Origin of the sequence: Streptomyces sp. NPDC046805 (assembly GCF_040645355.1) — a bacterium.
Taxonomy (GTDB): domain Bacteria; phylum Actinomycetota; class Actinomycetes; order Streptomycetales; family Streptomycetaceae; genus Streptomyces.
Window position 1 is genome coordinate 23,256 of sequence record NZ_JBEYYC010000021.1, and the last position, 21,538, is coordinate 44,793.

Here is a 21,538-nt window from a genome sequence, read left to right on the forward strand (position 1 = left end):
GCCTACTCCTTGGTCTCGACGGCGTGGCCGCCGAACTGGTTGCGCAGGGCCGCGATCATCTTCATCTGAGGGGAGTCGTCCTGGCGCGAGGCGAACCGCGCGAAGAGCGACGCGGTGATCGTCGGGAGCGGCACCGCGTGGTCGATCGCGGCCTCGACGGTCCAGCGGCCCTCGCCGGAGTCCTCCGCGTAACCCTTCAGCTTGTCCAGGTGCTCGTCGTCGTCCAGGGCGTTGACCGCCAGGTCGAGCAGCCAGGAGCGGATGACGGTGCCCTCCTGCCAGGAGCGGAAGACCTCGCGGACGTTCTCCACCGAGTCGGCCTTCTCGAGGAGCTCCCAGCCCTCGGCGTAGGCCTGCATCATCGCGTACTCGATGCCGTTGTGGACCATCTTGGAGAAGTGCCCGGCGCCGACGCGGCCCGCGTGGACGAAGCCGTAGGGGCCCTCCGGCTTGAGGGCGTCGAAGATCGGCTGGAGCCGGTCGACGTTTTCCTTGTCGCCGCCGACCATGAGCGCGTAGCCGTTCTCCAGGCCCCAGACGCCGCCGGAGACGCCCGCGTCGACGAAGCCGATGCCCTTGATGCCGAGCTCGACGGCGTGCTTCTCGTCGTCGGTCCAGCGGGAGTTGCCGCCGTCGACCACCACGTCGCCGGGCGACAGCAGGGCCGCCAGCTCGTCGATGACGGACTGGGTGGCGGCGCCGGCCGGGACCATCACCCAGACGGTGCGCGGTCCTTCGAGCTTGTCGACCAGTTCGGCCAGGGTCTTCACATCGGAGACGTCGGGGTTGCGGTCGTAGCCGATGACGTCGTGGCCCGCGCGGCGCAGTCGCTCGCGCATGTTGCCGCCCATCTTGCCGAGGCCGATGAGTCCGAGCTGCATGTCAGTTCACTTCGCTTTCTGAGCGATCTTGGGCGTGCTAGGCGTTCTTGAGCGCGCGGTACGCGGCGACGAGGGCGGTGGTGGACGGGTCGAGGCCGGGGACGTGCGCGCCCTCGGTCAGAGCCGGCTCGACCCGCTTGGCGAGGACCTTGCCCAGCTCGACGCCCCACTGGTCGAAGGAGTCGATGTCCCACACCGCGCCCTGGACGAACACCTTGTGCTCGTACAGCGCGATCAGCTGACCCAGCACCGACGGGGTCGGTTCCGGGGCCAGGATCGTGGTCGTGGGGTGGTTGCCCTTGAAGGTGCGGTGCGGCACCTGCTCCTCGGCCACGCCCTCGGCGCGCACCTCGTCCGCCGTCTTGCCGAAGGCGAGCGCCTGCGTCTGGGCGAAGAAGTTCGCCATCAACAGGTCGTGCTGGGCCTTGAGTTCACTGCTCAGCTCGTCGACCGGGCGGGCGAAGCCGAGGAAGTCGGCGGGCAGCAGCTTCGTGCCCTGGTGGATCAACTGGTAGTAGGCGTGCTGCCCGTTCGTGCCCGGGGTGCCCCAGACGACCGGGCCGGTCTGCCACTCCACCGGACGGCCCTGGCGGTCCACCGACTTGCCGTTGGACTCCATGTCGAGCTGCTGCAGGTAGGCGGTGAACTTGGACAGGTAGTGGCTGTACGGCAGCACGGCGTGCGCCTGCGCGTCGAAGAAGTCGCCGTACCAGATCCCCAACAGGCCGAGCAGCAGCGGGGCGTTGGCCTCGGCGGGCGCGGTGCGGAAGTGCTCGTCGACGAGGTGGAAGCCGTCGAGCATCTCCTTGAACCGCTCCGGGCCGATCGCGATCATCAGCGACAGGCCGATCGCCGAGTCGTACGAGTAGCGGCCGCCGACCCAGTCCCAGAACTCGAACATGTTGTCCGGGTCGATGCCGAAGTCGGTGACCTTCTCGGCGTTGGTCGACAGCGCCACGAAGTGCTTCGCCACCGCCTTGTCGTCGCTGTCGAGGCCTTCGAGCAGCCACGACCGCGCCGAAGTGGCGTTGGTGATCGTCTCGATGGTGGTGAAGGTCTTGGACGCGACGATGAACAGGGTCTCCGCCGGGTCCAGGTCCCGTACCGCCTCGTGCAGGTCGGAGCCGTCCACGTTGGACACGAACCGGAACGTCAAGTCCCGTGCCGTGTACGGGCGCAGCGCCTCGTACGCCATCGCCGGGCCGAGGTCCGAGCCGCCGATGCCGATGTTGACGACGTTCCTGATCCGCTTGCCGGTGTGGCCGGTCCACTCGCCGGAGCGGACGCGGTCGGCGAACGCGGTCATCTTGTCGAGCACGGCGTGCACGCTCGGGACGACGTTCTCGCCGTCGACCTCGATCACCGCGTCCCGCGGGGCGCGCAGCGCGGTGTGCAGCACGGCCCGCTTCTCGGTGACGTTGATCCTCTCGCCGCGGAACATGGCGTCCCGCAGCCCGAACACGTCGGTGGCGGTGGCGAGTTCCTGGAGCAGCGCCAGCGTCTCGTCGGTGATCAGGTGCTTGCTGTAGTCGATGAGCAGGTCCCCGACCCGGACCGTGTACCGCTCGGCTCGGGCCGGGTCCGCGGCGAACAGCTCACGCAGGGTGTCGTGCCACTCGGCGCGGTGGTCGGCGAGCGCCGTCCACTCGGGCCGGCGGTTGAGCCGGGGGGAAGCTGACGTGGTGTCAGGCATGACGGGAGATCTCCTCGGTGCCCTCGCCCCGCAGGGCGACGGCGTACATCTCGTCGGCGTCGAGGCGGCGCAGCTCCTCGGCGATGAGCTCGGAGGTGCTGCGGACCTTCAGGGCGAGCGTGCGCGACGGCTGGCCCGGCAGGGTCAGCGTGGCCAGGGGGCCCTCGGGCCGGTCGATGACGATCTCGCCGCCCGCGGTGCCCAGTCGGACGGCCGTGACGACCGGCCCGGCGGTGACGATCCGCTCGACCGGAACGCCGAGGCGGGCCTCCAGCCAGCGGGCGAGCAGCTCGGCGCTGGGGTTCTCGGACTCGCTCTCGACCGCGGCCGAGGTCACCTTCACCCGGGCCTGGTCCAGGGCCGCGGCCAGCATCGAGCGCCAGGGCGTGAGCCGGGTCCAGGCGAGGTCGGTGTCGCCGGGCGCGTACGAGCGGACCCGGGTCTCCAGGGCCTCCAGCGGGTGCTCGACGGCGTACATGTCGGTGATCCGGCGCTGGGCGAGCGAGCCCAGCGCGTCCTTGGCCGGGTTCTCCGGCGCGTCCACCGGCCACCACACGACCACCGGCGCGTCCGGCAGCAGCAGCGGCAGCACGACGGAGGCGGCGTGGTCGGACACCTCGCCGTACGTGCGCAGGATGACCGTCTCGCCCGTACCGGCGTCGGCGCCGACCCGGACCTCGGCGTCGAGCCGGGACGCCTGGCGGTCCCGGGGCGTACGGGCGTGCCGCTTGATGACCACGAGGGTGCGCGAGGGGTGCTCGTGCGAGGCCTCCTCGGCCGCCCTCATCGAGTCGTAGGCGTTCTCCTCATCCGTGACGATGACCATCGTCAGGACCATGCCCACCGCCGGGGTGCCGATGGCACGGCGACCCTCCACCAGCGCCTTGTTGATCTTGCTTGCCGTGGTGTCGGTCAGGTCGATCTTCATGGCCTGCGCCAGCTCCGTCCGTCTCGTGCGAGCATCTCGTCGGCTTCCTCGGGTCCCCAGCTGCCCGAGGGGTACTGCGCCGGCTTGCCGTGCTCCGCCCAGTACTCCTCGATCGGGTCGAGGATCTTCCAGGACTCTTCCACTTCCTGCACCCGCGGGAACAGGTTGGCGTCGCCGAGCAGCACGTCCAGGATGAGCCGCTCGTACGCCTCCGGGCTGGACTCCGTGAACGACTCGCCGTACGCGAAGTCCATGGACACGTCCCGGATCTCCATCGACGTGCCGGGCACCTTGGAGCCGAAGCGGACGGTCATGCCCTCGTCGGGCTGGACGCGGATGACGATCGCGTTCTGGCCGAGCTCCTCGGTGGCCGTGGAGTCGAACGGCGAGTGCGGGGCCCGCTTGAAGACCACCGCGATCTCGGTGACGCGGCGGCCAAGGCGCTTGCCGGTGCGCAGGTAGAAGGGGACGCCCGCCCAGCGGCGGTTGTCGACCTCCAGCTTGACGGCCGAGTAGGTGTCGGTCTTCGACTCGGGGTCGATGCCCTCCTCCTGGAGGTAGCCGACGACCTTCTCACCGCCCTGCCAGCCCTCCGCGTACTGGGCGCGCACCGTGTGCTCACCCAGGTTCTCGGGCAGCCGCACCGACTTGAGCACCTTGAGCTTCTCGGTGACCAGCGCGTCCGCGTCGAAGGCGATGGGCTCCTCCATCGCGGTCAGCGCCATCAGCTGGAGCAGATGGTTCTGGATGACGTCGCGCGCGGCGCCGATGCCGTCGTAGTAGCCGGCGCGGCCCCCGATACCGATGTCCTCGGCCATCGTGATCTGCACGTGGTCGACGTACGACCGGTTCCAGATCGGCTCGTACATCTGGTTGGCGAAGCGGAGCGCCAGCAGGTTCTGGACGGTCTCCTTGCCGAGGTAGTGGTCGATGCGGAACACCTGGTCCGGCTCGAACACCTCGTGCACGATCTCGTTCAGCTCGCGGGCGCTGGCCAGGTCGTGGCCGAACGGCTTCTCGATGACCGCCCGGCGCCAGGAACCCGCCGGCGGCTTGGCCAGGCCGTGCTTCTTCAGCTGCTGCACGACCTTCGGGAAGAACTTCGGCGGTACGGAGAGGTAGAACGCGAAGTTGGCGCCGGTGCCCCGGGAGGCGTCCAGCTCCTCGACCGCGTCACGCAGCTGCTTGAACGCCGTGTCGTCGTCGAAGTCGCCGGGGATGAAGCGCATGCCCTCGGCGAGCTGCTGCCAGACCTCCTCGCGGAACGGCGTACGCGAGTGCTCGCGCACCGCGTCCTTCACCTGCTGGGCGAAGTCCTGGTTCTCCCACTCGCGGCGGGCGAAGCCGACCAGGGAGAAGCCCGGCGGCAGCAGGCCGCGGTTGGCCAGGTCGTACACGGCGGGCATGAGCTTCTTGCGGGACAGGTCGCCGGTCACACCGAAGATGACCAGCCCGGACGGGCCGGCGATCTGCGGCAGACGGCGGTCGCGCGCGTCACGCAGGGGGTTCGCCCAGTCCTCGGCCGGGACGACGGGCACCCGCACCTCGGCCGGTGCCGTCTTCCGGTCGTCGACGGCGGCTTTCGCCTTCGGCGCGGGGGCCTTCGCCTCCGGCGCGGGCGCGCTCTCCAGCGCCACCTGCTCGGCGGCGCCCTTCGCCTTCTGGCGGGGGGCAGGGGTCACGATGCGTCAACTCCCTTGCTGTCCAGGGACTTCGAGACGGCGCCGAGCAGGTCCTGCCACGCCACCTGGAACTTGGCGACGGCCTCGTCCTCGAGCTTCTGCACGACCTCGTCGTAGGAGATGCCGAGCTTCTCGACGGCCGCGAGGTCGGCACGGGCCTGCGCGTAGCGGCCGGTCACCGTGTCGCCGGTGATCTCGCCGCGAGCGGCGGTGGCGTCGAGGGTGCCCTCGGGCATCGTGTTGACCGTGCCGGGGGCGACCAGCTCGTCGACGTACAGGGTGTCCTTGTACGCCGGGTCCTTCACGCCGGTCGAGGCCCACAGCGGACGCTGCTTGTTGGCGCCCGCGGTCTGCAGCGCCTGCCAGCGGTCCGAGGAGAAGACCTCCTCGTACGCCTCGTAGGCGAGCCGCGCGTTGGCCAGCGCCGCCCGGCCCTTCAGCGCGAGGGCCTCGTCCGTGCCGAGGACGGTCAGCCGCTTGTCGATCTCGCTGTCGACGCGGGAGACGAAGAAGGAGGCCACGGAGTGGATCGTCGACAGGTCCAGGCCCTTGGCGCGGGCCTTCTCCAGACCCGCGAGGTAGGCGTCCATGACCTCGCGGTAGCGCTCCAGCGAGAAGATCAGCGTGACGTTGACGCTGATGCCGAGGCCGATGACCTCGGTGATCGCCGGGAGACCCGCTTTGGTGGCCGGGATCTTGATCATGACGTTGGGGCGGTCGACCAGCCAGGCCAGCTGCTTGGCCTCGGCGATGGTGGCCGGGGTGTCGTGGGCGAGGCGCGGGTCGACCTCGATGGACACCCGGCCGTCACGGCCGGCGGTGGCGTCGTACACAGGCCGCAGGATGTCGGCCGCGTCCCGGACGTCGGCGGTCGTCATCATGCGCACGGCCTCGTCGACCGTGACGCCGCGCACGGCCAGGTCCGCGAGCTGCTCCTCGTACCCCTCGCCGGAACCGATGGCGGCCTGGAAGATCGACGGGTTGGTCGTGACGCCCACGACGTTCTTCGTCGCGATGAGCTCGGCCAGGTTGCCGGTGCTGATCCTCTTGCGCGACAGGTCGTCCAGCCAGATGGAGACGCCCGCGTCGGACAGGCGCTGGAGGGCTTCCGCGGTGGCGGGGGCTTCGGTGGTCACTGTGTTCATCCTCTTTCTGGCGATCGGATCAACCGCGCGCGGCGGCCAGGGAGCCCTTGGCGTGGGCGACGACGTTCTCGGCGGTGAAGCCGAACTCGGCGAACAGGGTCTTGGCGTCGGCGGAGGCACCGAAGTGTTCGAGGGAGACGATGCGTCCCGCGTCACCTACGTAGCGGTACCACGTCAGACCGATTCCGGCCTCGATCGCGACGCGGGCCCGCACGGACGGCGGAAGGACGCTGTCGCGGTACGCGCGCGGCTGCTCCTCGAACCACTCTACGGACGGCATCGACACGACCCGGGTCCCGATCCCCTCGGCCTCCAGCTGCTCACGCGCGGCGACGGCGAGCTGGACCTCCGAACCGGTGGCGATGAGAACGACGTCAGGGGTCTCGGTGGACGCGTCGACGAGGACGTAACCGCCCTTCGCCGCATCCTCGTTGAGCGGGTACGTCGGCACGCCCTGCCGGGTGAGCGCGAAGCCGTGCGGGGCGGGCTTGGCGGCGTGCCGGCGCAGGATCTCGGCCCAGGCGACCGCGGTCTCGTTGGCGTCGGCCGGGCGCACGATGTTCAGGCCCGGGATGGCGCGCAGCGCGGCCAGGTGCTCGACCGGCTGGTGGGTCGGGCCGTCCTCGCCGAGGCCGACCGAGTCGTGCGTCCAGACGTACGTCACCGGAAGCTGCATCAGCGCGGACATGCGGACGGCGTTGCGCATGTAGTCGGAGAAGACCAGGAAGGTTCCTCCGTAGACGCGGGTGTTGCCGTGCAGGGCGATGCCGTTCATCTCCGCGCCCATGGAGAACTCGCGGATACCGAAGTGGATCGTCCGGCCGTACGGGTCGGCCTCCGGCAGCGGGTTGCCCTTAGGCAGGAACGACGACGTCTTGTCGATCGTCGTGTTGTTGGAGCCGGCCAGGTCGGCGGAGCCGCCCCACAGCTCGGGCAGCACCGCGCCGAGAGCCTGCAGCACCTTGCCGGAGGCGGCGCGGGTGGCGACGGACTTGCCCTCCTCGAAGACCGGGACGGCGTCCTCCCAGCCCTCGGGGAGCTTGCCGGCGACCACGCGGTCGAAGAGCCGGGCGCGCTCGGGCTGGGCGGTGCGCCACTCGGCGATCTGCTTGTTCCAGGTCGCGCGGGCCTCGGCGCCCCGGTCCAGGGCACGGCGGGAGTGGGCGAGGACCTCGTTCTCGACCTGGAAGGCCTGCTCCGGGTCGAAGCCGAGGACGCGCTTGGTGGCCGCGATCTCGTCGCCGCCCAGCGCCGAGCCGTGCGAGGCCTCGGTGTTCTGCGCGTTCGGGGCGGGCCAGGCGATGATCGTGCGCATCGCGATGATCGAGGGGCGCTCGGTCTCGGCCTGCGCCGCCTTGAGCGCCGCGTACAGCGCGTGGACGTCGACGTCGCCGTTCTCGCCGGGCTCGATGCGCTGCGTGTGCCAGCCGTACGCCTCGTACCGCTTCAGCACGTCCTCGGAGAAGGCGGTGGCGGTGTCGCCCTCGATGGAGATGTGGTTGTCGTCGTAGAGGAAGACGAGGTTGCCGAGCTTCTGGTGGCCGGCCATGGACGACGCCTCGGCGGAGACGCCCTCCTCCAGGTCGCCGTCGGAGACGATCGCCCAGATGGTGTGGTCGAAGGGGGACGTGCCCGCGGGGGCCTCGGGGTCGAACAGGCCGCGCTCGTAGCGGGCGGCCATCGCCATGCCGACGGCGTTCGCGGCGCCCTGGCCGAGCGGGCCGGTGGTGGTCTCGACGCCCGCCGTGTGGCCGTACTCGGGGTGACCGGGCGTCTTCGAACCATGGGTCCGGAAGGCCTTCAGGTCGTCCAGCTCCAGCTCGTACCCGGCGAGGAACAGCTGCGTGTACAGGGTCAGCGAGGTGTGGCCGGGGGAGAGGACGAAGCGGTCACGGCCGGTCCACTCCGGGTCCGCCGGATCGTGGCGCATCGCCTTCTGAAAGATCGTGTACGCGGCAGGCGCGAGGCTCATCGCGGTGCCGGGGTGCCCGTTCCCGACCTGCTGCACGGCATCGGCCGCGAGGAGGCGGGCGGTGTCCACGGCACGCCGGTCGAGGTCGGTCCACTCGAAGCCGTCGGTTGTCTGCGGGCTCATCTTCAAGAAGTCCTCGATTGAAGCGGGGTAACTGGCTAAGCGCGTTCAAAAGTAAAAGTCTGACTTTTGAGTGGGAAGGTCGAGGTGTGTCAGCCTGTGGTGAAAGTGGGACACCGGCAGCGCGATGTTTCGCAGGCGAGCGCGGCCGGTCGCAGGCGAGCGCGGCAGAGTGCCGCATAGCGCAGTAGAGCGCGGCAAAGGCGGTACGAGAAGGACATGGCGGGCAGAACGAGACAACACGTGGGCGGGGGCGCAGCCGGCGGCGAAGGGATCAGGACCTTTCCGTTCCCGGTCGACCTGAGCGTCGGCGGCGTGGGCATGCAGATCGGTCCCATGGGGGCCGGTGCCGACCATGCCTGGCACGCGGACGTCCCGCTGCACCGCGTCCACCGCATCGACTTCCATGTGGTCATGCTCTTCAGTGACGGCCCCGTACGGCACATGATCGACTTCGCCGAGTACGAGGCGACGGCCGGCGACCTGCTCTGGATTCGCCCCGGTCAGGTCCACCGCTTCTCCAGGACCAGCGAGTACCGCGGAACCGTCCTGACCATGCAGCCCGGTTTCCTGCCGCGCGCCACCGTGGAGGCCACCGGCCTCTACCGCTACGACCAGCCGCCCCTGCTCCACCCCGACCCGGACCAGCTCGACGCCCTCCGCGCGTCCCTCGCCCAGCTGCAACGCGAGTACGAGGACACCGAGACCCTCCCCCTGAGCCTGCACACCGCGGTACTGCGCCACTCCCTGACGGCATCCCTCCTCCGCCTGGCCCACCTCGCGGCCAGCTCCGCGGAAGCGGCCCGCTACCAGGGCGACACGACCTTCACCCTCTTCCGGGACGCGGTGGAGAAGGGCTTCGCCACCAACCACAGCGTCAGCGCGTACGCCGAAGCCCTCGGCTACTCCCGGCGCACCCTGGTCCGCGCGGTCCGCGCCGCCACCGGCCAGACCCCCAAGGGCTTCATCGACAAACGCGTCGTCCTGGAGGCCAAGCGCCTGCTGGCCCACACGGACATGCCGATCGGCCGCGTCGGGGCGGCCATCGGCTACCGCGACGCGGCGAACTTCTCCAAGTTCTTCCAGCTGCACACCGGGCAGACGCCGGTGGCGTTCCGGGCGGAGCTGCGGTAGGAGGCGTTCGGCGGCCGGTTTCAGTGACCGAAGTCGAACCAGTTCACGTTCACGAAGTCGGCCGGCTGCCCGCTGGTGAAGGTCAGATAGACGTCGTGCGTCCCGGTCACGGAACCGATGTTGGCGGGAACCGTCCGCCACGACTGCCAGCCGCCGGTATTGGCCAGCGCGAAACTCCCGATGGGTGAGTTGGTGCGACTGTCGAGCCGCACCTCGACCAGCCCGCTCACACCGGAGGCGGCACCGCTGGCGACCCGGGCGTAGAACTGGGTGGCAGGAGTGGAGCCGAAGTCGACGCCCTTGTACTGAGCCCAGTCCCCATGGGCGAGCCACCCGATGTCCTGCCCGCCGCCGGTGTCCGAGGTCGCCTCGGTCGCCACGCCGGACTGGCTGTCGTACGACTCGGCCTGGATGGCGCTGTAGGCGTTGCGGTTGCCGGGCGGCGGGGGAGTGGTGCCGCCGCCCCCGCCGGACGACTGGAGAACCTGCACATAGTCCACGGCCATCGGATGGTTGGGCTCGGTCCCGCCGTCGGGGCCACCCCCGAACGCCCCCGGGAAGCCGCCGCCCATGGCCACGTTGAGGATGATGAAGAAACCGTGGTTGGTGGCGTTGGCCCAGGTGGCCGCGTCGACCTGATTGGCCCGTACGGTATGGAAGTTGACGCCGTCGAGGTAGAAGCGGATCTCCTCGGGGCTGGTGGAGCGGTCCCACTCCATGGCGTAGGTGTGGAAGGCGGCCTGACAAGTCGAGCCGCTGCACGGGGTGTTGCCGCCGATGCCACTCGTCTCGTTGCAGGGGCCGCCCGGGTTGGTGCCGCAGTGCATCGTGGCCCAGTCGGTGTTGAGCCCCTGGACGTTCTCCATGATGTCCAGTTCACCGACGCCGGGCCAGTTCCAGTAGTTCCCACGGAACGGCGCGCCGAGCATCCAGAACGCGGGCCAGTACCCCTTGGCGGCGGCGCCGGTGACGTTCGGCATCTGGATCCGCGCCTGGACGCGCAGCTTGCCACCGGCCGGTGGCTGGAAGTCGGTGCGGTTGGTCTCGATACGACCGGAGGTCCAGTTGCCCGCGCCGTCGCGACGCGGGGTGATGAGCAGGTTGCCGCCGCCGTCGAGCGAGACGTTACTGGTGCTCGACGTCATCGTCTCGACCTCACCGGTGCCCCAGTTGGCGGCGGCGCCAGGGTACGAAGTCCCGGTGTCGTACTGCCAGTTCGCGGTGTTGACACCGGACCCGGCGGCCCCGTCGAAGTCGTCCAGGAAGACCTGCGTCCAGCCGGAGGGGGGCGTGGGCGCGGAGGCGTTCGCGGGGAGGGTGGCGGCGGTGGCGGCAGCTGCGGCGAGGCCGAGGGTGGCGAGTACGGCGACGAGGACGCGACGGAGGGGGCGGGGCGTGAGCGTGGATGCGAATGGGGGTCTGGGTGTGCGCATGCCGGAGGTTTCGTTCATGGGGGACCTCTCGGGTACGGAGTGAGGTGCGGGGGGTGACCTTGCGGGTGTCCCTGAGAGCGCTCTCACGGTGCGGTTAATGTGCTCTCCGCGGCTGCGGCCGTCAAGAGTCAAAACGAGGAAAGTCCCATCAGCGCAGGGGAGTTCACCCGCTGAAGCCACCGCCAGGCCTTATCGCGCCGCGCGGCGGGCCCTCCGGGCGTACGGCAGATACCGCAACCGCTCCGGCAGCAGCGGCACCACCACCCGCACGACCCGCCCGAACCGCCGCAGCGCACGCTCCTGCCGCGCGGTCCACTCCAACCCGATCGCGTCGCGCGCGTCGGGCGGCATCAGGCCGATGGTCAGGAAGCGGCGCGCACGCAGCAGGGGCGGCACGAGCAGCGGCCAGACGGGACGCAGGAGCCGGGTGGCTCGGCCGGGCGGCAACGGCACGTTCACATCCGTAGCGAGCAACTCCCGTACGACGCCGGTCGCTTCCAGCTTGGTGCGCAGCACGCCGCGGTAGTACGGCCAGAACTCCTCCAGCGTCCGCGGCATGTCGCGGTCGGCGATCCCCAGCACCCGACCGACGCACAGCCACTCCTCGTACAGCTGTCGCTCCTCGGCCTCGGTGAACGGGCGGGTGCCCATCACGATCTGGGCGTACCGGTAGCTGGGGAAGCCGGTGGCGTGGACCCAGGCGTAGGTGGCGGGGTCGAGCGCGCGGTACGGGCGGTCGAGGGCGTCGGTGCCGTTGATGTGCCGGTGGAGCCGCCGCAGGCGGCAGCCCTCTTCGAGGGCGGCCTCACCGCCGTACACCCACAGCTGGACGGAAGCCACGGAGCGTAGCGCACGCCCCCAAGGGTCCGTGCGGAACACAGAGTGATCGTCCACGCCGGCGCCCACGGCAGGGTGGGCGACCTGCATGGTCAGCGACGCGGGAAGGGTCAGCACAGCCCTGATCTCCCCGGCGAGGTGCCACAGCATCCCGCCGGTGGGGGGCGGTGCGGGGCCGATGGCGCCGGGTGTGCCGTGTGCGGCGTGCGTGCTGCCTCTGTCCGTGCCGTACGTGCCGTGGCACGCCTGGACCGCCTCGTGCGCGGTGGCCACGGTTTCATTATCTCTCGCGGGTGATCAGGGCGCCTTGGCGGCCGCGCCGGACACAGCGGCACCCCCGCCGCGCGACCGACGCGACCACCACGACGTCCACGAGAACCCGCACGTCCGTTATGTGCTCAGGTATTCCTTGCGCTGTATGAAGACGGGGGCGGCCAGGACCGCGGGCACGACGGAGGCCAGTAGCACTACCGGCCAGGCGAACGCCCTACCAAGAGCGAGGTGGGAACACTGGCGCACAGGGCCGCCACCTCGACCGCGACGACATGCGCCGACCGGGAGGCCGGACCGGTGCTTGCCGCCTTCGCGAAGAGCAGCACGACCACGGTGATCGCCAGCTCGACGGCCGCGGTGGGAACGGCGACCTGGGACGCGGCCGCCCACCGCGCCCCGCTCTGCGTTTCCGCCCCGGACTGCGCCTCGAACACGCCGAGGAGCAGGTACGAGAGAACTGCCAGCGGTACGACTGCCGACACGACGACGCACCCGAGCGGAGTTCGGCTGGAGTATCAGCGGTAGTACTCGCGCCGCAGATCCGCCTCGAACCGCATATGGGGGCCCGCGTAGCCCGAGAACCGCTCCCAGAGCTCGGGGTGCCCCAGCAGTTGATCCGTGACGCGAATGCTGACGAGTTCGACAACCTGAGGGCGTCCCGATCCCAGCAGCGCCTCTATCAGGCGGGCCGAGCGGACGATGGTCTCCTCCGTCGAATTGCCCAGCGCGGGCCGGAACACCGGATGCACGAATCCGTAACTCAGCATGGAATACATGCCGGGATCGGAGCGCTCGCCGTTCGAGAACTCCGATTCTTCCTCTTCGAGTTCGGCCACAAAGGGGCGCGCCTCCGGAACAAGTGTCCAGATGCTGTGCCGCACGAATTCGCTGTCCGAAGTGTCATCTCTCATATCCGTGACTTGTCGTTGAAAGAGGTGGATGGGAGCCCCAAGGGGGGTCGGACGGGCTGAGATCCCCTGGATTCTGGGCACCGCTTAGTTACTCCAGCAGCACTTTGACGTTTTCCCTGTTCAGGGGCGGTTTGGGTGAGTGTAGTGGGCTGATTGCCGGCCCGTGTTCTCTTTCCCGGCCCGCCCCTCGATCGTGTGCAGCCGACGCTGATAGTGGCAGCGATATGGGCAGCCTCCCGGCGTGATCGACGAGCATGCAGTTGAGATCTGGAACGACGAGCTCGAGGAACTGTTCCTGCGTACCGGCCACCGCTTCAGGCGCGTCGAGCCTCGCCGCAGGATGCGTGACTACATCCGTGGACTGCTGGGCCCGGTCGGCCGAAAGAACGGCTGGCAACTGGCCGAATACGCTGGACACCGCACCCCCGACCGCCTCCAACGACTCCTCAACGGCGCTCGCTGGGACGCCGATGAACTCCGCGATGACCTGCAGCACTACGTAGCCGAACGGCTCGGCGAGCCCGACGGGGTGCTCATCCTCGACGACACCGGCTTCCTCAAGAAGGGCACCACCTCGGCCGGTGTGCAGCGCCAATACTCCGGCACCGCCGGCCGCACCGAGAGCTGCCAGATCGGCGTGTTCGCCGCCTACGCCACCACGCAAGGACGCGCCCTGGTGGACCGGGAGTTGTATCTGCCCAAGTCCTGGACCGACGACCGCGACCGCTGCCGCGCCGCCCACATCCCTGACGAGCGAACCTTCGCCACCAAGCCCGACCTGGCCAAGGCCATGGTGCTGCGGGCGATCGCCTCGCCGCTGCCAATCGCCTGGGTGACCGCAGACTCGGCCTACGGCCAGGAGTGGCGACTGCGCCGCATGCTGGAGGAAACAGGCCTGGGGTATGTCCTCGCGGTCCCCAAGTCCCAGCAGGTGCCGCACTTCGGACGCATCGACCACCTCTTCTCCCAGGCACCCAACGAAGCGTGGGAGAGACGTTCGTGCGGTGACGGCGCGAAGGGCCCGCGCATCTACCACTGGGCCGCCCTGCAGATCACGTCCATCGAGGACTTCGACGGCGAGATGCCCACCCACCAGCGGCGGGCACTGGCACGCCGCAGCATCAGCAAGCCCGAGGAGATCGCCTACTACCTCGGCTACGCGCCGCTCGGCACCACGGTCGAGCACCTGGTACGCGTCGCCGGGATGCGCTGGGCCATCGAAGAAGCCTTCCAGGCCGCGAAGAACGAGTGCGGCCTCGACGAGTACGAAGTCCGCCGTTACACGGGCTGGATGCGGCACATCACCCTGGCCATACTGGCGCACGCCTTCCTGGCCGTCATGGCCGCCGACGCCCTAGCAAAAGGGGCAGCAGAAACGGTTCCTGCCTCGCGCCCCTCACCGTGGCAGAAGTTCGGCGGCTCCTGGCAACTGGCCACTCATCCATCGCCGCTCACCAGCCCCTCATCAGCGCACGCGCACTGAGATGGTCACACTGGCGCAGACGACGCCAAGCCGTCGCCCGCCATTGCCACTATCAGCGTCGGCTGCACACGATCGAGGGGCGGGCCGGGAAAGAGAACACGGGCCGGCAATCAGCCCACTACACTCACCCAAACCGCCCCTGAACAGGGAAAACGTCAAAGTGCTGCTGGAGTATTAAGAGGTCATCTCATTTGGTGAGTCTGCGGTAGCAGATGAGGGTGCAGGCGAGGCTCGCAAAGGCGGGGAAGCGCTCCGGCTTTCGTTCGTAGCGACGATGGAGGCGACGGCATCCGGCAAGCCAGGCCATCGTGCGTTCGATGGTCCAGCGGTGCCGGCCGAGCCGCTGGGAGGTCTCGACTCCCTTGCGGGCTATGCGGTGTTGGATGCCTCGCTGGGATAACCGTCGCCGCAGGTGGGAGTAGTCGTATCCCTTGTCGGCGTGAAGTTTGCCGGGCTTGCGCCGGCGAGGGCCTCGCCGGGAGCGGACGGGAGGTATGCCCTTCACGAGTGGGATCAGGGCTTGGCTGTCGTGGACGTTGGCACCGGAGATTCCGACAGACAGGGGCAGACCGGTCCACTCGGTGATCAGGTGAACCTTCGAGCCGTACTTGCCCCGGTCGACAGGATTCGGACCTGTCAGGTCCCCCTTTTCAAGGCGCGCATGTTCACGGAGTCGATCGCGCAGCGGGACCAGTCCAGGTCGCCGCGGGAGCCGAGTTCGTCGAGGCCCAGGCGGTGCAGCTTGGCCCATACGCGGGCCTTCGACCACTCGGTGAACCGGCGGTGAGCCGTGGCCCCGGAGGGCCCGAACGGCGAGGCCGGCAACTGTTGCCACGTGCAGCCTGACGTCGCCACGAACACGATCGCTGCCAGCACCTCACGGTCGCCGTGTCGGCGTCGGCCACCGCCTTGAGGTCGCGATGGCGCCTCCGGCACGACCCGCTGGAACAGCTCCCACAACTCGTCCGGCACCAACCGCTCAACGATCTCCGCCACGACAGACAGCCTACTCAGCCAAATGAGATGACCTCTTAGCCACGCTGTCGGCGTGCGTCGTCGACCAGAGCAAGCCGTGACGGCCAGCCCGTGACGACGGCTTCGGAGACCCCTCCGCGGAACCGGGGTCAGCTCATACCGTCCGCTCAAGACGCCCAGACAGAGCACTCCCTCGTCGCCCTGAGGTGTGATACATCCGCCGGCCATGCGTCTTTGGGCATTTCAGTATCAGCGAGCGTAGAGGCTGCCGATCATGAGATCGAAGCTCGCTGTATACGCGAGAACCTTTGCAGCTGCCTCTGTACTGGGCTTACTGGCTGCGCAGAGTCCCACGCAAGCGACCGCCTCCACAATGGATCCGCCACCGATCGATGGCCCGCTCAGCGTAAACAGCTACCCGCCCGACAAAACTGTCTACAACGGCCAAAGCCCCCCGCGCAACACCGTGAGGGCCGCGGGCCTATTCCTTGCCGACGCAACCTCGTCGGCCAGCAGCACCGGCGGTGGTGAGCCCAGCATCGCCGTCAACCCTGCCAATCCCAATCAGGTCGCGATCACCAGATTCGGTGGCAGTAGCTGGAACAACAACGCGAGCGTGCTCTACTCGACGAACGGCGGGCAGAACTGGACAGACGAGGCAAGTATCCCGCCACCACCTGGTGTCCAAGGCACCGCAGGATGCCCGTGCGACCAGACCATCGACTACGGCCGCGACGGCAGGCTCTACGGAACGTTCCTGACCGCTGGTATCACAGCAACACATGTGGTGACGGGTTCGACCAACGACCCGACTCAGGCTTCCGCCTGGCATTGGAACGGCAACCCCGCCCAACTCACCAGCGGGAACCGTACCAATGTCGACCAGCCTTGGCTGGTGGTGAACCGTGCCCCGAGCAACCGGCGTCAGGACAACGTGTATGCCGCCTATGACGTAGGAAACAGCACTCCAACCCCGGAGGCCCGCGTCGCTGTCTCCTACGGTGCTGACCCGGTCAACATCACCGCCGACAACAAGGCGGGCGGCTACTCGAATCCAGTAGTGACCAACCCCGGCCTACGACTGGCGGCCGATCATCGCATCGGCACGGTCTACGCTCTGTACGAGCAGTCGGCAGGGAACATCCTGCTTCAGCCCAAGACCATCACGTACAAGCTCAACCGATCGACCGACGGCGGGGCCACCTGGTCACTCAACGACAGTGCCGACGGCCTCACTGTCGACACCGTCCCCAGTGACCAGGCCCCCGGGTACAAGTTCGCCGGAAACAACGCGCTGCTCGGCGGCATCGACCACGCCGCCGTCGACCCGACGAACGGCGACGTCTACGTCGTCTACGGTGAGGACGCGGGAGGCAACAACCGGATCAAGATCCGGCGCCTCACGCCGAATGGCTCAGGCGGCCTCAGCGTCGGGCCGGCATCCAACGTGTCGACCTCGACCAACGCCGCGCTTCCCTCAGTCGCGGTGCTATCCGACGGAACCGTCGGCGTTCTTTACGACACCTTCGACGGAACGACGACTGCCGGCTTCCCCATCGTCTCGGCGCATCTCGCACGTAGCACCGACCATGGTGCGACGTTCAGCGACACCGTGCTCCAGACCTTCCAGACGCCTCCGAACAACGGAGACCCGAGGCAGCGTGTGCTGGGTGACTATCAGCAACTCAAGGCGCTGGGCAACACGTTCCACGGCGTCTTCGCCGGCAACCTGAGCGGTGTCTCCATCACCAATCCGCCCATTCACGCGATCTACTTTAGAGCCGCCAACAAGAGCCCTACCGAGACGCGACTTTCCTCCTCGGCTAACCCCTCCACCTACGAGCGCCCGGTGACCTTCACCGACACTGTCTGTCCGGCCAGGTCGCGGGCCGGCACCACGACACCCACCGGAACGGTGACGTTCAGCGACGACAGCAGGGTGCTCGGGGCGGGGACGCTGTCACCTGGGAAAGGCACACACTGCAGCCAGACAAGGATCACCACATCGAAACTGAAACCAGGACAGCACAGCATCACCGCTTACTACTCCGGTGACGGTGATTACCTCGCCGGACCCCTGGAGCGCCTTACTCAGGTCGTGGAGTGCCCCAAGCACCACTCACGGGGTGCCGGTTCTGGTGGCTCCTGCCGGAAGAAGTAAGGTCGGTTCTTTCGAACGGATCCTGACCAGCATAGGTGCCCTCCGGAGCCCCTCGGGATGATCCCAGAGGGGCTCCGCACTGTGCACTCGGCAGGATTGAATCTGCAAACTTCTGATCCGTAGGCGGGTGCCGCTCGTGTCGAGGACGCGCAACAGCCATCGCCTGGACCTCAAAGGTGTCCCAGTCAGCTATGACGAGTTACGGGTTGAAACACATCGTTGAAGACACGCAGGGTGAGCTCGGTGGCTACCTCACTAACGGCGCCTTCATCGCGGCGTGCCTAATACTCCAGCATCACTTTGACGTTTTCCCTGTTCAGGGGCGGTTTGGGTGAGTGTAGTGGGCTGATTGCCGGCCCGTGTTCTCTTTCCCGGCCCGCCCCTCGATCGTGTGCAGCCGACGCTGATAGTGGCAATGGCGGGCGACGGCTTGGCGTCGTCTGCGCCAGTGTGACCATCTCAGTGCGCGTGCGCCGTGGCGTCCGACAGGGGCGCGAAGTGCGCCTCGACGGTGTAGGTGCCGGTGTCCTTGACGGTCGGCTGCCAGGTGTAGGACTCACCCGTCAGGCTGTTCTTGTTGTAGGTGTAGTCGTTGCCGATGTTGACACTGCCGATGGTGTCCACCCGCGGCCAGTCACCCACCGCAGCGGTACCCGCGTCACCGTCGTCCACCTGCATCGTGGTGCCGGACAACTCGCCCACCAGGCCACTGGTGTTGGACCAGGTCGCCGTCGCCTCGTCCCACGCCCCGGTCGCCCGGTAGGCGCCGATTGTCACGTCGTTGGCGTTGGTGGTGTGCGCCTGGTCGAAGTACATCTCCAGCCGCGCCGAGTCGACCTTCGTGCCCGACGGGATCTCACTCAGCGGGAACTTGATCAGCGAACGGGCGGTGCCCGTGTCCGTCTTGCCCGCCGACAGCTTCCACGTCGTGTTGAAGTTCGTCGACGCCTGATCCGACAGGACCATCGTGTCCTGCGAATCCGTCGGCGACGGCGCGATCGTGATCGTCGGGTCGATCACCACCGGGTACTGGCGGTCCTTCGACGCCAGCCATCCCGCATCCGGCGTCACCGTCAGCTTCCACGACTTACCGTCGCGGGTCAGCGTCTGGCGGACCTTCGTACTGTAGGTCTCACCGAAGACCGACCGGGACGCCTTCTTCGCGTCCGTCATGAACGGCGCCGGAATCACCATCACCGGCGTATGCGGCAGCTCGCCGTACAGGGCGATCGAGCCGTCCTTGCGCGCCTTCGGCGTCAGGCCGGCCGTGTCCAACGTGAACACGAACTTCAAGGGACTGGTGGGCCGTTTCGCCAGGGTGACGTTCTCCTTCACCCGCCCCCGGCCGACCCCGTACTCCAGATCCGCGCCATGCACCGCATCCCGGTACGTGACCGTCGAACCCTTCACCGCCGGCTTCAGCCTGCCGTCCGCACCCTGAAGACCGAGCGTGACCGACCGCCCGTCCGGTGACCGGAAACGCACCAGATGGCCGGCGTCCGAGCCGAACCAACTCCGGCCCTCGTTCGTCGTGTTGGCGAAGTCGAAACCCTTCGCATCCGACGCCCGCACAGCCGTGTCGATCGGCTTCCACGCCTTCGACCCGGCGTCCCGGTAGGAGGTCGGCACCGCCGACAACTCCGCCTGCACCCGGCCGTCCGACATCTGCCAGAACCGCGCCGTCGCCGAACCAGCCCTTGACGGTGTCGACAATCCCCTTGCCGCCACCGGAACCGCCATGGTCACCGGATGCGGGTATCGCATAAGCGGCCTGTGGCAACGCGGTACTCGCGACCGCGGACACCACAAGGCACGCAATAAGCCTGCCCAATCTGGGTTTCACTGCAACCCTTTCCTCGGCTCTGCCGTCATAAACATCGACCCAAAACCGCTCACCCGCCCCCACGAAAAGCAGGGCACACGGAACGGCGCCGCGGTTCTAATCACCCCGCTGTCGGCCCGTCAAGTGACCACACAGATCACGACAGTTCATTCATCACCCGAAAACGGCGCCCGGTTTGTCCCGGCAGTAGCGCACCCCGTCCGTCCTGTATAAGAACCCGGCTCCGGAAATCCCGGCGCACGCATGCGAATTCCGAGCGGCTGATTTCCAAGTGGCCGGTTCTGATCGGCTGATTCAAGGGGAATGTTCATGGGTGGCCGACAGGCATGCAGGCCTGATGAGGGTCTGGGTGAATTGGCCCGGTCTATCCGGCCGTTGGCAGCGGAGTCGTGTCGTGGGGTATAACCGCCGGGCTCGTGTGCGGGCCGGGTGTGTCGTACCGGTCTATCCCCACCGCCCACGGCGGCATTTCCACGCCTGTTCATCTCCTTGAGGAGCCTGTTATGGCGCTTGTGCCCGCCCGCCCGTTTTCACGTATAGCCGTCGGTGTCGCCGCAGCCGCAGGTGCGGTTGTGTTCGCGCTGCCGCATACCGCCTACGCCGTTGCCGCACCCGCGACCGCCGACTTCAACAAGGACGGCAAGGCCGATCTCGCCGTCGGTATCCCCCAGGCCGCCGACACCACCATCACCGGCGCCGGCGCCGTCTCCGTCGCGCCGGGCTCCGCCACCGGCTCCAACGGCGCGGCCAAGATCACGCTCACCCAGAACAGCGTGGCGGGCGGCGTCGCCCTGCCCGGCAGCTCCGAGACCGACGACAATTTCGGCGCCACGACCGCCTGGGGCGACATCAACGGGGACGGCTACGCCGATCTGGCCGTCGCCGCTCCCGGTGAGGACGACACCTCCGGGCACACCGACGCCGGCGGCATCACCCTGCTGTACGGATCGGCAACGGGCCTGACCGCGGACCCGAACATGTACTTCGCCCCCTCCTCCGCCCGTGTCGGCGGCGACCGCTGCGGCGAAGCCATGACCATCGGCGACTTCAACGCCGACGGCAAGGCCGACGTGCTGGCCTTCTGCCCCGGCAGCTACGCGATGTGGGTCCTCGACGGCGCCACCCGGACCGTCCAGGACACCGCACCCGATCCGCTTGCCGCGGGTGCTTCCGCCATGTCGCTGACCTCGGCCGCCAACTCCGACGCCGCCTCCGGGGACATCAACAAGGACGGCTACCCGGACGCCGTGGTGACCTTCACCCAGTGGGACGGGACGAGCCCCCTGTACGTCCTGCCCGGCTCCGCCACCGGACTGCACACCGACACGGCCACCGACTTGGAGGGCGACGGCGGTGTCGACGTCGCCGTCGGCGACATCAACAAGGACACCTACCCGGACGTCGTCGTCGGGCAGCCGGTCGCGGTCACCGGAGGCCGGGTCACCGCCTACTACGGGTCTGCAGCCAGCGTGTCCGACACCTCGAAGACGACCCTGGACCAGGAGTCAAGCGGTGTACCGGGTGCCGGCGAGGCCGGCGACGACATGGGCGCGTCCGTCGCCGTCGGCGACATGAACAAGGACGGCTACGCCGACGTCCTCACCGGGCTCCCCGGCGAGGACCTCACCTTCAACGCCGTCAACCAAGCCGACGCCGGAAGCACCATCGTCCTCAAGGGCTCCGCAACCGGCCTGACCGGAACCGGATCCGTCTCCATCAACTCCGCCACCATCGACGCCACCGGTGACTTCACGGGCGACCCCGAGACCGGGGACCGCCTCGGTACCGCCACCGTCCTGCTGGACGCCACCGGCGACGGCTACGCCGACATGGCCGCGGGCTCCAGCGGTGAGAACAACGGTGACGGCATCGTCATGATGGCCAACTCTGGCGCCACCGGTTTCACCGCCTCGTCCAGTCAGGGCCCCGGCGTCGGCACGTTCGGTGTTCCCGCCGGATCCCACATCGGCGACGTCCTGGCGCCCTGACCGCCCGCCCAGCCCCGTGACCACGACACCGCAGGGGCTCACCCCGCCCCAGCGATGCCGAGTCCTTCAACGTCCGGCC

The 21,538-nt window shown here is 68.4% G+C and carries 16 protein-coding genes; 4 read left to right on the plus strand and 12 right to left on the minus strand.

What is annotated here, in order from left to right:
- Positions 1-2: 2 nt before the first annotated feature.
- From gnd to tkt, 6 genes are read right to left on the minus strand one after another with little or no spacing between them, the layout of a single operon-like run.
- Entirely contained in the window at positions 3-881 is an 879-nt protein-coding gene (gnd, locus tag ABZ910_RS22490) for a phosphogluconate dehydrogenase (NAD(+)-dependent, decarboxylating) (protein ID WP_361367830.1), read from the minus strand.
- Positions 882-918: 37 nt separating this feature from the next.
- Complete coding sequence (gene pgi, locus ABZ910_RS22495) at positions 919-2,574, minus strand: glucose-6-phosphate isomerase (RefSeq protein WP_361367833.1); 1,656 nt, start codon at positions 2,572-2,574, stop codon at positions 919-921.
- On the minus strand, positions 2,567-3,502 hold the full coding sequence (opcA, locus tag ABZ910_RS22500) for a glucose-6-phosphate dehydrogenase assembly protein OpcA (RefSeq protein ID WP_361367836.1): 936 nt from the start codon (positions 3,500-3,502) through the stop codon (positions 2,567-2,569). Before opcA ends, pgi begins: the two co-directional genes overlap by 8 nt.
- Positions 3,499-5,184, minus strand: a complete 1,686-nt coding sequence (zwf, locus tag ABZ910_RS22505; protein WP_361367839.1) for a glucose-6-phosphate dehydrogenase — start codon at positions 5,182-5,184, stop codon at positions 3,499-3,501. Before zwf ends, opcA begins: the two co-directional genes overlap by 4 nt.
- A complete protein-coding gene (gene tal / locus ABZ910_RS22510; RefSeq protein WP_361367842.1) occupies positions 5,181-6,329 on the minus strand; it encodes a transaldolase in 1,149 nt (382 codons plus the stop codon). The genes zwf and tal overlap by 4 nt, the downstream gene beginning before the upstream one ends.
- 19 nt (positions 6,330-6,348) lie before the next feature.
- A complete protein-coding gene (gene tkt, locus ABZ910_RS22515) occupies positions 6,349-8,424 on the minus strand; it encodes a transketolase (protein ID WP_361367845.1) in 2,076 nt (691 codons plus the stop codon).
- Positions 8,425-8,640: 216 nt separating this feature from the next.
- Here tkt and ABZ910_RS22520 point away from each other — a divergent pair, with 216 nt between their 5' ends.
- Entirely contained in the window at positions 8,641-9,555 is a 915-nt protein-coding gene (locus ABZ910_RS22520; protein WP_361367848.1) for an AraC family transcriptional regulator, read from the plus strand.
- Positions 9,556-9,575: 20 nt separating this feature from the next.
- On the opposite strand, the gene ABZ910_RS22525 is transcribed toward ABZ910_RS22520, so the two are convergent.
- The 4 genes from ABZ910_RS22525 to ABZ910_RS22540 all read right to left on the minus strand — a co-directional run bounded on the left by ABZ910_RS22525 (position 9,576) and on the right by ABZ910_RS22540 (position 12,979).
- Positions 9,576-11,006 carry a glycoside hydrolase family 16 protein gene (locus ABZ910_RS22525; RefSeq protein ID WP_361367851.1) on the minus strand — a complete coding sequence of 477 codons (1,431 nt, stop codon included), beginning with the start codon at positions 11,004-11,006 and terminating at the stop codon, positions 9,576-9,578.
- Positions 11,007-11,177: 171 nt separating this feature from the next.
- Positions 11,178-11,975: an oxygenase MpaB family protein gene (locus ABZ910_RS22530; protein WP_361368115.1), complete on the minus strand. Its 798-nt coding sequence runs from the start codon at positions 11,973-11,975 to the stop codon at positions 11,178-11,180.
- Positions 11,976-12,292: 317 nt separating this feature from the next.
- Positions 12,293-12,580 carry a hypothetical protein gene (locus ABZ910_RS22535; protein WP_361367854.1) on the minus strand — a complete coding sequence of 96 codons (288 nt, stop codon included), beginning with the start codon at positions 12,578-12,580 and terminating at the stop codon, positions 12,293-12,295.
- Positions 12,581-12,613: 33 nt separating this feature from the next.
- A complete protein-coding gene (locus ABZ910_RS22540; protein WP_361367857.1) occupies positions 12,614-12,979 on the minus strand; it encodes a hypothetical protein in 366 nt (121 codons plus the stop codon).
- 295 nt (positions 12,980-13,274) lie between these two features.
- Between ABZ910_RS22540 and ABZ910_RS22545 the strand changes: the two genes are divergently transcribed.
- Positions 13,275-14,492, plus strand: a complete 1,218-nt coding sequence (locus tag ABZ910_RS22545) for an IS701 family transposase (RefSeq protein WP_361368118.1) — start codon at positions 13,275-13,277, stop codon at positions 14,490-14,492.
- 187 nt (positions 14,493-14,679) lie between these two features.
- On the opposite strand, the gene ABZ910_RS22550 is transcribed toward ABZ910_RS22545, so the two are convergent.
- Positions 14,680-15,479, minus strand: a protein-coding gene (locus ABZ910_RS22550; RefSeq protein WP_361368121.1) for an IS5 family transposase whose coding sequence is annotated in 2 segments (ribosomal slippage) — positions 14,680-15,141 and positions 15,144-15,479 — 798 coding nt in all. Because the reading frame shifts where the segments join, the coding sequence is not laid out codon by codon here.
- A 361-nt stretch (positions 15,480-15,840) separates the two neighbouring features.
- On the opposite strand from ABZ910_RS22550, the gene ABZ910_RS22555 reads away from it, so the two are divergent.
- Entirely contained in the window at positions 15,841-17,628 is a 1,788-nt protein-coding gene (locus ABZ910_RS22555; RefSeq protein ID WP_361367859.1) for an Ig-like domain-containing protein, read from the plus strand.
- A gap of 459 nt (positions 17,629-18,087) precedes the next feature.
- On the opposite strand, the gene ABZ910_RS22560 is transcribed toward ABZ910_RS22555, so the two are convergent.
- On the minus strand, positions 18,088-19,293 hold the full coding sequence (locus ABZ910_RS22560) for a DNRLRE domain-containing protein (protein ID WP_361367862.1): 1,206 nt from the start codon (positions 19,291-19,293) through the stop codon (positions 18,088-18,090).
- Between the two features lie 681 nt (positions 19,294-19,974).
- On the opposite strand from ABZ910_RS22560, the gene ABZ910_RS22565 reads away from it, so the two are divergent.
- Entirely contained in the window at positions 19,975-21,459 is a 1,485-nt protein-coding gene (locus ABZ910_RS22565; protein WP_361367865.1) for an FG-GAP-like repeat-containing protein, read from the plus strand.
- Positions 21,460-21,538 lie beyond the last annotated feature (79 nt).

Excerpts from the sequence above, each read along its gene's own strand:
- gnd (WP_361367830.1), bottom strand. The coding sequence starts at position 881 with ATGCAGCTCGGACTCATCGGCCTCGGCAAGATGGGCGGCAACATGCGC.
- pgi (WP_361367833.1), bottom strand. The coding sequence starts at position 2,574 with ATGCCTGACACCACGTCAGCTTCCCCCCGGCTCAACCGCCGGCCCGAG.
- opcA (WP_361367836.1), bottom strand. The coding sequence starts at position 3,502 with ATGAAGATCGACCTGACCGACACCACGGCAAGCAAGATCAACAAGGCG.
- tal (WP_361367842.1), bottom strand. The coding sequence starts at position 6,329 with ATGAACACAGTGACCACCGAAGCCCCCGCCACCGCGGAAGCCCTCCAG.
- tkt (WP_361367845.1), bottom strand. The coding sequence starts at position 8,424 with ATGAGCCCGCAGACAACCGACGGCTTCGAGTGGACCGACCTCGACCGG.
- ABZ910_RS22520 (WP_361367848.1), top strand. The coding sequence starts at position 8,641 with ATGGCGGGCAGAACGAGACAACACGTGGGCGGGGGCGCAGCCGGCGGC.
- ABZ910_RS22525 (WP_361367851.1), bottom strand. The coding sequence starts at position 11,006 with ATGAACGAAACCTCCGGCATGCGCACACCCAGACCCCCATTCGCATCC.
- ABZ910_RS22530 (WP_361368115.1), bottom strand. The coding sequence starts at position 11,975 with ATGCTGTGGCACCTCGCCGGGGAGATCAGGGCTGTGCTGACCCTTCCC.
- ABZ910_RS22555 (WP_361367859.1), top strand. The coding sequence starts at position 15,841 with ATGGATCCGCCACCGATCGATGGCCCGCTCAGCGTAAACAGCTACCCG.
- ABZ910_RS22560 (WP_361367862.1), bottom strand. The coding sequence starts at position 19,293 with ATGTCGGACGGCCGGGTGCAGGCGGAGTTGTCGGCGGTGCCGACCTCC.
- ABZ910_RS22565 (WP_361367865.1), top strand. The coding sequence starts at position 19,975 with ATGGCGCTTGTGCCCGCCCGCCCGTTTTCACGTATAGCCGTCGGTGTC.